This window comes from Paraburkholderia sp. GAS38 (assembly GCF_050434965.1).
Classification (GTDB): domain Bacteria; phylum Pseudomonadota; class Gammaproteobacteria; order Burkholderiales; family Burkholderiaceae; genus Paraburkholderia; species Paraburkholderia phenazinium_A.
Genome location: NZ_JBNDJO010000006.1, coordinates 126,023 through 137,002, shown reverse-complemented (window position 1 = coordinate 137,002; position 10,980 = coordinate 126,023). Strand labels below are relative to the sequence as shown.

At 64.0% G+C, this 10,980-nt stretch carries 10 protein-coding genes; 1 reads left to right on the top strand and 9 read right to left on the bottom strand.

Translation table 11 applies throughout. From position 1 onward, the window contains the following. Window positions 1–15 precede the first annotated feature (15 nt). Together P3T42_RS16535 and P3T42_RS16530 are read right to left on the bottom strand one after the other, a co-directional pair. Entirely contained in the window at window positions 16–1,260 is a 1,245-nt protein-coding gene (locus P3T42_RS16535; protein ID WP_074295715.1) for a sarcosine oxidase subunit beta family protein, read from the bottom strand. A 16-nt stretch (window positions 1,261–1,276) separates the two neighbouring features. Further along, window positions 1,277–2,662, bottom strand: coding sequence for an L-serine ammonia-lyase (locus tag P3T42_RS16530; RefSeq protein WP_429306639.1), 1,386 nt, complete (start codon window positions 2,660–2,662; stop codon window positions 1,277–1,279). A gap of 384 nt (window positions 2,663–3,046) precedes the next feature. Here P3T42_RS16530 and P3T42_RS16525 point away from each other — a divergent pair, with 384 nt between their 5' ends. After that, complete coding sequence (locus P3T42_RS16525; protein ID WP_429306638.1) at window positions 3,047–4,126, top strand: GlxA family transcriptional regulator; 1,080 nt, start codon at window positions 3,047–3,049, stop codon at window positions 4,124–4,126. Between the two features lie 45 nt (window positions 4,127–4,171). On the opposite strand, the gene P3T42_RS16520 is transcribed toward P3T42_RS16525, so the two are convergent. The 7 genes from P3T42_RS16520 to urtA form a co-directional block, all read right to left on the bottom strand. After that, window positions 4,172–4,501, bottom strand: a complete 330-nt coding sequence (locus P3T42_RS16520; RefSeq protein ID WP_074295718.1) for a zinc ribbon domain-containing protein — start codon at window positions 4,499–4,501, stop codon at window positions 4,172–4,174. Window positions 4,502–4,609: 108 nt separating this feature from the next. Beyond that, on the bottom strand, window positions 4,610–5,845 hold the full coding sequence (gene fmdA / locus P3T42_RS16515; protein ID WP_074295719.1) for a formamidase: 1,236 nt from the start codon (window positions 5,843–5,845) through the stop codon (window positions 4,610–4,612). A gap of 36 nt (window positions 5,846–5,881) precedes the next feature. After that, window positions 5,882–6,571: an urea ABC transporter ATP-binding subunit UrtE gene (gene urtE, locus P3T42_RS16510; RefSeq protein WP_074295720.1), complete on the bottom strand. Its 690-nt coding sequence runs from the start codon at window positions 6,569–6,571 to the stop codon at window positions 5,882–5,884. Window positions 6,572–6,629: 58 nt separating this feature from the next. Beyond that, window positions 6,630–7,373, bottom strand: a complete 744-nt coding sequence (gene urtD, locus P3T42_RS16505) for an urea ABC transporter ATP-binding protein UrtD (protein WP_074295721.1) — start codon at window positions 7,371–7,373, stop codon at window positions 6,630–6,632. Further along, on the bottom strand, window positions 7,370–8,542 hold the full coding sequence (urtC, locus tag P3T42_RS16500) for an urea ABC transporter permease subunit UrtC (protein ID WP_074295722.1): 1,173 nt from the start codon (window positions 8,540–8,542) through the stop codon (window positions 7,370–7,372). The genes urtD and urtC overlap by 4 nt, the downstream gene beginning before the upstream one ends. A 96-nt stretch (window positions 8,543–8,638) precedes the next feature. Then, window positions 8,639–9,556, bottom strand: a complete 918-nt coding sequence (gene urtB / locus P3T42_RS16495; protein WP_429306637.1) for an urea ABC transporter permease subunit UrtB — start codon at window positions 9,554–9,556, stop codon at window positions 8,639–8,641. 55 nt (window positions 9,557–9,611) lie between these two features. Beyond that, on the bottom strand, window positions 9,612–10,877 hold the full coding sequence (gene urtA / locus P3T42_RS16490; protein WP_074295724.1) for an urea ABC transporter substrate-binding protein: 1,266 nt from the start codon (window positions 10,875–10,877) through the stop codon (window positions 9,612–9,614). Between the last annotated feature and the right edge of the window lie 103 nt (window positions 10,878–10,980).

Here is a 10,980-nt window from a genome sequence, read left to right as displayed (position 1 = left end):
CCGGTGCGTTCAGCGTTAGTGGGCCACGGCGGCAGCGCCGTGTTCGTCGATCAGGTGTCCTGTATAGAACCGGTCCAGCGAGAACGGTGCGTTCAGCGGATGCGGTGCGTCGTTGGCAATCGTGTGGGCGAACACCCAGCCCGACCCCGGCGTCGCCTTGAAGCCGCCCGTGCCCCAGCCGCAGTTGAAATACAGCCCCTTCACGTCGGTCTTGCTGATGATCGGGCACGCGTCCGGCGACACATCCACGATGCCGCCCCACTGCCGGTTCATGCGCACACGCGAGAACACCGGGAACATTTCGACAATCGCTTCAAGCGTGCCTTCGATGATGTTGAAACTGCCGCGCTGGCCGAAGCCGGTGTATTGATCGACACCCGCGCCAATCACCAGATCGCCCTTGTCGGACTGGCTGATATACGCATGCACCGCGTTCGACATGATCACGGTGTTGACCACCGGCTTGATCGGCTCGGACACCAGCGCCTGCAGCGGATGGCTTTCCAGCGGCAGACGCACACCGGCCATATCGGCCAGCGTCGAGGTATTGCCCGCGGCCACCACGGCCACTTTCTTCGCCTTGATGAAACCCTTGACCGTATCGACACCGGTCACCGCGCCGCCTTCACGGCGAATGCCGGTGACCTGGCAGTTCTGGATGATGTCGACGCCATGCTGATCCGCACCGCGCGCAAAACCCCACGCCACCGCATCGTGACGCGCTACGCCGGCGCGACGCTGGATCGACGCGCCCAACACCGGATAGCGGCTGTTGAGGTTGATGGTCGGCTCGATTTCCTTGATCTGTTCGGGCGTGATGAATTCCGCATCCACCCCGTTCAGACGGTTTGCGTTCACACGACGCTCGGTATCGCGCACGTCCTGCAACGTGTGCGCCAGATTCAACACGCCGCGCTGGCTGAACATCACGTTGTAGTTGAGGTCTTGCGACAGGCCTTCCCAGAGCTTCATGGCCTTCTCATACAGCGCGGCCGATTCGTCCCACAGGTAGTTCGAACGCACGATGGTCGTGTTGCGCGCGGTATTGCCGCCGCCAATCCAGCCTTTCTCGAGGATCGCGATGTTGCGCACGCCGTGTTCTTTGGCGAGGTAATACGCTGTGGCGAGACCGTGACCGCCGCCGCCGACGATCACCACGTCGTATTCGCGCTTCGGCTCCGGGCTTCTCCACTGCCGCTCCCAGTTCTCGTGATACGACAACCCGTTGCGGAACAAACTGAATATCGAATAGCGGCTCATGTCGCAGACCCTTTGGTTAGCATTCGATGACGTTCACGGCGAGACCACCGCGCGACGTCTCCTTGTATTTCGTCTTCATATCGGCGCCGGTTTCGCGCATCGTCTTGATCACGTTGTCGAGCGACACGTAGTGCACGCCGTCGCCCTTCAAGGCCATGCGCGAGGCGTTCAGCGCCTTGATCGCGCCCATCGCATTGCGCTCGATGCACGGAATCTGCACGAGGCCGCCGACCGGATCGCAGGTCATGCCCAGGTTGTGCTCCATGCCGATCTCAGCCGCGTTCTCGACCTGGGTGGGCGTGCCGCCCATCACCGCAGCGAGCGCCGCGGCGGCCATCGAGCAGGCCACGCCCACTTCGCCCTGGCAGCCCACTTCCGCGCCGGAGATCGAGGCGGTTTCCTTGTAGATGATGCCGATGGCCGCCGCGGTCAGCAGGAAGGTGACGATGCCGTCGTCGTTCGAACCCGGCACGAACTTCACGTAGTAGTGCAGCACCGCCGGAATCACACCGGCCGCGCCGTTGGTCGGCGCCGTCACGACCCGGCCACCGGCGGCGTTTTCTTCGTTGACGGCCATCGCGTACAGATTGACCCAGTCGAGCATCGACAGGGGATCGCGCAACGATTCTTCCGAGCGCAGGCGCAGGTTGCTCGACAGATCGGCGGCGCGGCGCTTCACGCGCATCGGGCCGGGCAACTCGCCGCGCACCTTGCAGCCGCGCTCGACGCAGGCGGCCATGGTGCGCCAGATCGCCAGCAGGCCGTCGCGGACTTCCTGACGCGAGCGCGATGCGCACTCGTTCGCCATCGCCACCTCGGCGATCGACAGTCCGCTGTCGCGGCACACGCGCATCAGATCGTCGCCGGTGCGAAACGGAAACGGCACCTCGCCGCCTGCGCGCACGCCGTTGACCCGATCGCCTTCGCGATTCACCACGAAGCCGCCGCCGACCGAGTAATACTCTTTCTCCACCAGCAACTGACCGTTCTCGTCGAAGGCCTGAAAGCGCATCCCGTTCGGATGAACCACGCCGGTGCCCGCCATCAGCTTGCGGAAGAACGACAGGTGTTCCTTCTCCTCGTACTGCACGCGATGCTTGCCGAGCAGCAGCAGCACCTTCTCCTGACGAATCTGCGCGAGGCGCGGCTCGATCAGGTCCGGGTCGATCGTATCGGGCAAATGGCCTTCGAGGCCGAGCAGTACCGCCTTGTCCGTGCCGTGGCCCTTGCCGGTGGCGCCGAGCGAGCCGTACAGCTCGATCTTGACGCGCCGCACGAAGGCGAGCAGGTTGGCGTCCTCGATATGCGACGCGAAGCGGCACGCCGCGATCATCGGGCCGACCGTGTGCGAACTCGACGGGCCGATGCCGATCTTGAACAGATCGAAGACGCTGACGTTCATGTGGGCTGCCTGGTCGTAATGGGGCGAAGGGTTCGATGCGCCGGATCGGAGATCGCCGCCTGGATGGCGCAGACCGTTCGCTCCGGAGCATTCCACGTACTTTTCTGCATGGCGCAAGTACACCAAAGCGTAAAATCGGCTGATAGAACAAAAACGCCATCGACCTGGGACGGCAACGCCAACGCGGCACAGGGCGCGGCGGCCGTTCGTTTCTGCGATGGTTGATGGCGGAAAAGCGCAAGTCGGGGCGGCGCGGATCGGCGACGCTAGGGTCGTCGCGCGCATGCGCCCGCGCGTGTTGGCGGGTTGTTTCGCCGGGGTTGGCCCCGGCCGGCCCCTTGGAATCCCATTTGCCCCTATGACGCACCCTGGCGCCGTTGCACCATGAAAACCGCAGATTCGTTACCGCTGACTTCCATCGACGGCGTCCCCAAGGAGCGCATCCGTTTCGGCATCGTGCTGCTGCCGAATTTCACGCTGACGGCCTTCTCCGGCTTCGTCGACATGCTGCGGCTGTCCGCCGACGAAGGCGATTACAGCAAGCCGGTGCGCTGCTCGTGGAGCGTGATCGGCGACACGCTGGCGCCCGTGCGAGCCAGTTGCGGCATCCAGATCACACCATGGGAGACCTTCGAGAACGCCGAGCCGTTCGATTACGTGGTGGTGGTGGGCGGCCTGCTGCACTCCGGCCCGCAGGCGAACGACGAGACGCTGCAGTTCATCCGCCAGGCCGCGCGCGGCAGTACCACGCTGGTCGGCATCTGCACCGGCGTGTTTGCGCTGATGCGCGCCGGCGTGCTGGACGAGCATCGCATCTGCGTAAGCTGGTTTCACTACTGGGATTTTGTCGAGCGCTTTCCGTCCGTGAATTCGGACGCGCTGATTGCCGACCGCCTGTTCGTGATCGACCGGCGGCGCATCACCTGCTCCGGCGGGCGGGCCTCCATCGACGTGGCCGCCGCGATCCTGCTGAGACATTTCGAACACGCGACGGTGCAGAAGGCGCTGCGCATCCTGCTGGTCGGCGAGATGCAGAAGGGCAATGCGCCGCAGCCGCATCCACCGGGCTTGGAGCCCGCCACGCATCCCAAGGTCAAGCGCGCGATCCTGCTGATGGAACAGCACGTCGGGCGCTCGCTACCGCTCGAAGAACTGGCCTGCAAGCTCGATATGTCGCCGCGGCAACTGGAGCGGCTCTTCAAGGCGGAGACCGGCAAGAGCCCGCAGGCCTTCGCCAAGCAGGTGCGGCTACGGACCGCCGCATGGCTGCTGACGAGTTCGGACCGCACGGTGGCCGATATCGCGTCGAGCTGCGGCTTCTCGGACGCCTCGCACCTGGGGCGCGAATTCCGCAAGCAGTTCGGCGTGCCGCCGGTGATGTTCCGCGAGCAACGCGGCGCCGTGCCGGCTGAAGATGCGGCGGTGTTCGACGAAACGTTTCCGGGGCGCGTGGATGTTTATTGATCGATGCTCACGGCTCGCCACCCGAGGCGGCGGCCAGGGCTAGCGTCAATGACTGATCATCCACGGCCTGCCCGCGGGATTGGTTTTTAGGCCGCCGGCTGTCGTCGAGCCAGAGGTCGCCTTCGCCCCACAACCACAACCGGGTCCATGACGGTGCTGGTACTGGCCCGAGCGCTGCGGCGCATGCGCCGCGCGCTCGTTGACCTGGTGAGCGGTGCGGGTAGTCGCCTGCATCAGCGACAAGGCCGGCAGGCTAAGGGTGCGCGGCGCCTCGCTGCCGCAGGTGGGGCACGTGCAGACCGTATCGCGGTCCGCAACGCGGCGCAGCGCCGCAAATGGGCCGCAGTGGTCGCAGCGGTAATCGTAAGTCGGCATGGTGTTGTCCTCTCAGGTGCGCTGAATCGATGTGCCGCGCCGGAGTACGTTCGCCAGGTAAACGCACTCCGGCTGCTACGCCTCAGACCCTCTCAAACTCTCAAACCCTCAAACCCGATCCGGCGACAACGGCAAATCCACCCCGCCGGCCGCAATATGCCTGACCGGCCCGGCCGCCGTGGGCCGGATATCGAAGTCGAAGATCTGGGTTGGCAACCACAAGGTCGCGCAGGCATTCGGCACGTCCACCACACCGCTGATATGCCCTTGCACCGGCGCGGTCCCCAGAATCGAATAGGCCTGCGCCCGCGAGTAGCCGAACTTCGTCAGATATTCGATCGCGTTCAGACAGGCTTGCCGGTAGGCGATGTGCACGTCGAGATAGTGCTGCTTGCCCTGCTCGTCCACCGAGATGCCTTCGAAGATCAGGTAGTCGTTGTAGTTCGGCGTAATCGGACTCGGTTTGAAAATCGGGTTCCTGATACCGTATTTGGCCATGCCGCCTTTGATCAGCTCGACCTTCATATGCACCCAGCCGGCCATCTCGATGGCGCCGCAGAAGGTGATTTCGCCGTCGCCCTGGCTGAAGTGCAGGTCGCCCACCGACAACCCCGCGCCGTCGACGTACACCGGGAAATACACCTTCGAACCGCGCGACAGGTCCTTGATGTCGCAGTTGCCGCCGTGCTCGCGCGGCGGCACCGTGCGGGCACCCTCGGCAGCGGCCCTGGCATGCGCGTCGCCGCTCAGCCGCCCCATATGCGCAGTCGACGCGAACGGCGGATTGGCGAGGCCGGGCACGCGCTGCGGATCGGTGGCGATGAGGGCCGCTTCGCGCTCGTTCCACGTCGCGAGCATGGCCGGATCAGGCAGGCAGCCGATCAGTCCCGGATGGATCAGGCCGGCAAAGTTGACGCCCGGAATGTGGCGCGAACTGGTGTACAGGCCATGAAAATCCCAGATCGATTTCTGCGCGAGCGGGAAATGATCGGTCAGGAAGCCGCCGCCGTTTTTCTTCGAGAAGAAGCCGTTGAAGCCCCACTGACTCTCCTGCTTCGCGCCGATGTCGAGCAGATCGACCACCAGCAGGTCGCCCGGCTCCGCGCCCTTCACGCCCACCGGGCCGCTCAGAAAGTGCACGATCGACAGGTCGATGTCGCGCACGTCGTCGGCACTGTCGTTGTTCTTGATGAAGCCGCCGGTCCAATCGTAGGTCTCGAGGATGAAGTCGTCGCCCGGATTGACCCAGCAGGCCATCGGAATGTCCGGATGCCAGCGGTTGTGGATGTTCTCGTTTTCGTAGGCCGACTGGTTCAGGTCGACCTTGATCAGCGTTTCAGCCATTGCACACTCTCCTGTTGGAAATGACGGACGGTCGGCTTACACCGACAGGTACTCGCGGATTTTCGCGGTGTCGGCGGCGCTGCGCGGACTCTCGTGCACCAGACGGCCGCCTTCGATGACGAACAGCCGGTCGGCCACATCGAGCGCGAAACTCAGCACCTGCTCCGAGACGACGATCGTGATGTCGCGCAGTTTGCGGATCTCGTTCAGCGCTTTGGCGATGTCCTTGATGATCGATGGCTGGATGCCTTCGGTCGGCTCGTCGAGCAGCAGCACCTTCGGTTCGGTGACAAGCGCACGGGCAATCGCAAGCTGTTGCTGCTGGCCGCCGGACAGGTTGCCGCCCTTGCGGGCGCGCATTTCGTAGAGCACCGGAAAGAGCGCGTAGATCTCCTCGGGCACGCGCTTGTCGCGGGCGTTCTCGAGGCCGGTCTGGATGTTTTCCTCCACCGTGAGCGTGGCGAAAATCTGCCGGCCTTGCGGCACGTAGGCGATGCCTTTGGCAACGCGCCGGAAACTCTCGTCGCGCGACACATCCTCGCCGTCCACGCGCACCGCGCCGCCTTTGAGCGGCAAGATGCCGATCAGCGACTTGAACAGCGTGGTCTTGCCCATGCCGTTGCGCCCCATGATCGCCACGGTTTCGTTCCTGGCCGCCTGGAAGCTGATTCCATGCAGCGCCTCGCTCTGGCCATAACTGACGAATACGTCGTCGACATTCAACATGCTGGGCTCCTCGTTCGCGGGTTCCGCAACCCATTCGATGGCGGGTGAACTGGCCAACTCAGTGGCCCAGATAGACATCGATCACCCGCGGATCCGCTTGCACCTGCTCCATCGCCCCTTCGGCGAGAATCTTTCCCTGGTGCATCACGGTGACCTTGTGAGCGATCTGCTCGACGAACGCCATGTCGTGTTCGATCACGATCATCGAGCGGTTCCGGCAGATCCGTTTGAGCAACTCGGCGGTCACCTCGCGCTCGCGCACGCTCATGCCGGCAATCGGTTCGTCGAGCATCAACAGCTCCGGCTCCTGCATCAGCAACATGCCGATCTCGAGCCACTGCTTCTGCCCGTGCGAGAGCAGCCCGGCTTCGAGGTCGAGCTGGCCGGCGAGACCAATCTCGCCGGCCACGCTGCGCACGCGGTCGAGCACGTCGCTGGTGCGGCGAAACGCCAGGGCGCCGAACACACCGCGCCCGCGCGGAAACGACACCTCCAGGTTCTGGAACACGGAGAGGTTTTCGTAGATCGACGGCGTCTGAAACTTGCGGCCAATCCCTTTGCGCACGCGGCGAAATTCCGGCAGCCGCGTCATCTCCTCGTTGCGGAACTTGATGCTGCCTTCGCTCGCCCGCGTCTTGCCGCAGATCAGATCGAGCAGCGTCGTCTTGCCCGCGCCGTTCGGGCCGATCACCACGCGCAGTTCACCACGGTCCACATACAGGTTCAGCGAATCGATGGCCTTGAAGCCGTCGAACGAGACGCTCAGCCCTTCCACGGCCAGGACGAAATCGGTATTGCTCATGGTGTGCTCCTCGCGCCGCGGCGCAGCAGCCACGGTTTCACATGACTGTCGTAGAGACCGGCGAGGCCGTTCGGAAACGCCATCACGACGCCGATAAAGAGCGCGGCCATCAGAAACAGCCACAGGTTCGGGAAACTTTCGGAGAACCACGTCTTGCCCAGGTTGACGAGCACCGCGCCATAGACCGCGCCCACCAGCGACATGCGTCCGCCCACCGCCGCGTAGATCACCATCTCGATGGACGGCACGATCCCCACGAACGACGGCGACATGAAGCCGACCTGCAACGTGAACATCGCGCCGCCGATAGCGGCCAGCACGGCAGCGACGCAGAACGCGAAGACCTTGAACATGGCGACGTCGTAGCCCGAGAAGCGCACCCGGTCTTCCTTGTCGCGCATGGCGAGCAACAAGGTGCCAAGCTTGCTGCGCTGGATGCGCCGGCAGCAGAGGATCGCCACCAGCAGCAGGACCGCGTTGGCGAAGTACAGGACCAGCTTGGCGCCGTCGCCGCGAATGTCCCAGCCGAGCAGCGTGCGCAGGTCGGTGATGCCGTTCACGCCGCCGGTATAGCCTTGCTGGCCGATGATGAGTACCGACAGGATCAGCGCCACCGCCTGGGTGATGATCGCGAAGTAGACGCCGCCCACGCGCCGCTTGAACATCGCAAAGCTGACCACAAAGGCCAGCGCGCAGGGCACCACCACCACCGCGGCGAGCGCGAACGGCAGTGAATGAAACGGCTTCCACCAGAACGGCAGCGCAGTGAGCTGATTCCAGTCCATGAAGTCAGGAATGCCAGGCGTCGACTGGATCTTCGTGCTGATCGGGTCCGACGCTTCGAGCTTCAGGAACATCGCCATGCAGTACCCGCCGAGGCCGAAGAACACGCCCTGCCCCAGACTCAGCACGCCGCCGTAGCCCCACGCCATCACGAGGCCGACGGCGACAAACGCATAGGTCAGATACTTGCCCATCAGGTTGAGGCGGAACGCATCGAGCGCGAGCGGAAACACCACCAGAATCAGCAGCGCCAGCACGACGATGCTGCCGTAGCCGTCGCTCGTCAGCCAGCGCAGCAGCGCGGGCCGCAGGCCGCCGCGAACGGCCTCGCCATCGGTCTTGGGTGGCGCAGCAGCCGCGCCGGCGGAAGGGTTCAGCGGATCCATACGCGTTTCTCCGGGCTGAATCGATTAAAAGGACGGCTTGACGGCGCCGTCGAAAGACGGGGCTGCCGGACGCGCAAGCGGCCGTTGTCTGGAGCGTCAGGCACGGCGCACCTTCGAAGCGAAGAGACCTTGCGGCCGCAGCATCAGCACGATGACGATGGTGAGCAGCGTCACCACGCGCGCCGACGATCCGGTCATGAAGAACTCGCTGATCGACTGCATCTGGGCAATGCCGAATGCCGAGGCCACCGTGCCGAGCAGGCTCGCCGCGCCGCCGAACGTCACCACCAGAAACGAATCGACGATATAGAGCGAACCGCTGGTCGGCCCCGTCGAGCCGATCGCGGTAAATGCCGCCCCGGCCACGCCCGCCATCCCGCAGCCGATGGCGAAGGTCAAGCGGTCGGTCTTGCGCGTGTCGATGCCGGCCGCGTTCGCCATCTGCCGGTTTGCGACGGTGGCGCGTACCCGCAGTCCCCAGCGCGAGCGGTACAGCGCCAGCAGCACGCCGCCCGTCATCAACACCGCGAGGCTCATCACGAACAGGCCGTTGATCGGGATGTCGAGGCCCGGCTTCGGCGACCACGAACCCATCAGCCAGTCCGGCAGCGTCGGGCTGACCTCCTTCGGGCCGAACACCGAGCGGAACACCTGCTGCATGCCGAGGCTCAGGCCCCAGGTCGCGAGCAGCGTGTCGAGCGGACGCCGGTACAGATGGCGGATCAACGCCCACTCCGCCACCCAGCCCACCGCAAAGGCCAGCGCGAAAGCGGCGCAGATTGCCAGCGGAAAGTAGATCGGCGCGAACCCGTGCCAGTAGTTGTCGGCCACTTGCGAGAACATGTAGATCGTGTACGCCCCGATCGTCATGAACTCGCCGTGCGCCATGTTGATGACGCCCATCTGGCCGAAAATCACCGCCAGCCCGAGCCCCATCAGCAGCAGCACGCTAAACAGGCTCAAGCCGGCGAAGCCCTGCATCAGCGTGATGTTAAGAATGTCCGAAGCCGACATGCGTCTCTCCTCGAAATGACCGGCGCGCCGCTGTGGCGCGCCACGGATACCCGGCTTACTGGTAACCCTTGGGGAACGGATTCGGCTCGATCAGATTCGGCGACTCGGCCACCACCTTGAACTGGCCGTCCGCCTGCGCCTCGCCGATGCGCGTGCGGCTCCACAAGTGGTGATTCGCATGGATCTTCACGTAGCCTTCGGGCGCGGTCTTCAATTCGATGCCCGGCGACGCCGCCACGACCTTGTCCACGTCGAAGCTGCCGGCCTTCTCCACCGCCGCTTTCCATAACCATGGCCCGAGATACGCCGCCTGCGTGACGTCGCCGATCACCGACCTGGGTCCGTACTTCGCCTTGAACGCCGCGACGAATTTCTTGTTGTTGTCGTTGTCGAGCGATTCGAAGTACTTCATGGCCGAGTAGAAGCCCGCCACGTTTTCGCCGCCGATGCCCAGCACCTCGTCCTCGGTCACCGAGATGGTCAGCAGGAACTGCTTGTCCGCTGTGATGCCGGCCGCCTTGAGCTGCTTGTAGAACGCCACATTCGAACCGCCGACGATGATCGCGTAGATGCAATCGGGTTTGGCGATCTTGATCTTGTTGATGAGCGAGTTGAAGTTGGTGGTGCCGAGCGGGTAATACTCTTCGCCGACCACCTTGCAACCGGTCAGATGCTGTTCGATATGCTTGCGCGCAATCTTGCTCGAGGTGCGCGGCCAGATGTAATCGGAGCCGATCAGGAAGAAGCTCTTGGCGTTCTTCGTCTGGTTGGCCCAGTTCAACCCCCACAGAATCTGCTGGGTCGCTTCCTGGCCGGTATAGAACACGTTCTTCGATTGCTCGAGTCCTTCGTAGAACGTCGGGTAGTACAACAGGCCGTTGTCGCGTTCGAAGATCGGCAGCACTGCCTTGCGCGAGGCCGAGGTCCAGCAGCCGAACACGGCGGCCACGTGATCGTTCTCGAGCAGCTTCTTCGACTTTTCGGCGAACGTCGGCCAGTCGGAAGCGCCGTCTTCCTGAATGATCTTGATCTGGCGGCCGAGAATCCCGCCTGCCGCGTTGATCTGCTCGATCGCGAGGCGCTCCGCCTGAATCGAGCCGGTCTCGGAGATCGCCATCGTGCCGGTCGCCGAGTGCAACTGGCCGACCGTCACTTCGGTGTCGGTCACGGCAAGGTGCGTGGTGTTGACCTTCGCGGTCGGAAACTGCTGGGCCCGTGCGATGCCGGACATGGCCAGGGCGGGCGCGGCAGCGAGACCCATCAGGAGTTTGCGCCGGAGCGCCGAAGGCATGCCTTGCTCGTTCTGATCGTCGTGTGACATCGAATTCTCCTTGGTCGTGGTCGGGCGACCCGCGCCGGCATTCCAGGTAACCGGCTGGCGGGATCGACGCCACGAAAGGTAGGTAGCCAATTTGCGCAGCCAA

What these genes read in the sequence shown, in the direction of transcription:
- P3T42_RS16535 (WP_074295715.1), bottom strand. Translation starts at nt 1,260, where the DNA reads ATGAGCCGCTATTCGATATTCAGTTTGTTCCGCAACGGGTTGTCGTAT.
- P3T42_RS16530 (WP_429306639.1), bottom strand. Translation starts at nt 2,662, where the DNA reads ATGAACGTCAGCGTCTTCGATCTGTTCAAGATCGGCATCGGCCCGTCG.
- P3T42_RS16525 (WP_429306638.1), top strand. Translation starts at nt 3,047, where the DNA reads ATGAAAACCGCAGATTCGTTACCGCTGACTTCCATCGACGGCGTCCCC.
- P3T42_RS16520 (WP_074295718.1), bottom strand. Translation starts at nt 4,501, where the DNA reads ATGCCGACTTACGATTACCGCTGCGACCACTGCGGCCCATTTGCGGCG.
- fmdA (WP_074295719.1), bottom strand. Translation starts at nt 5,845, where the DNA reads ATGGCTGAAACGCTGATCAAGGTCGACCTGAACCAGTCGGCCTACGAA.
- urtE (WP_074295720.1), bottom strand. Translation starts at nt 6,571, where the DNA reads ATGTTGAATGTCGACGACGTATTCGTCAGTTATGGCCAGAGCGAGGCG.
- urtD (WP_074295721.1), bottom strand. Translation starts at nt 7,373, where the DNA reads ATGAGCAATACCGATTTCGTCCTGGCCGTGGAAGGGCTGAGCGTCTCG.
- urtC (WP_074295722.1), bottom strand. Translation starts at nt 8,542, where the DNA reads ATGGATCCGCTGAACCCTTCCGCCGGCGCGGCTGCTGCGCCACCCAAG.
- urtB (WP_429306637.1), bottom strand. Translation starts at nt 9,556, where the DNA reads ATGTCGGCTTCGGACATTCTTAACATCACGCTGATGCAGGGCTTCGCC.
- urtA (WP_074295724.1), bottom strand. Translation starts at nt 10,877, where the DNA reads ATGTCACACGACGATCAGAACGAGCAAGGCATGCCTTCGGCGCTCCGG.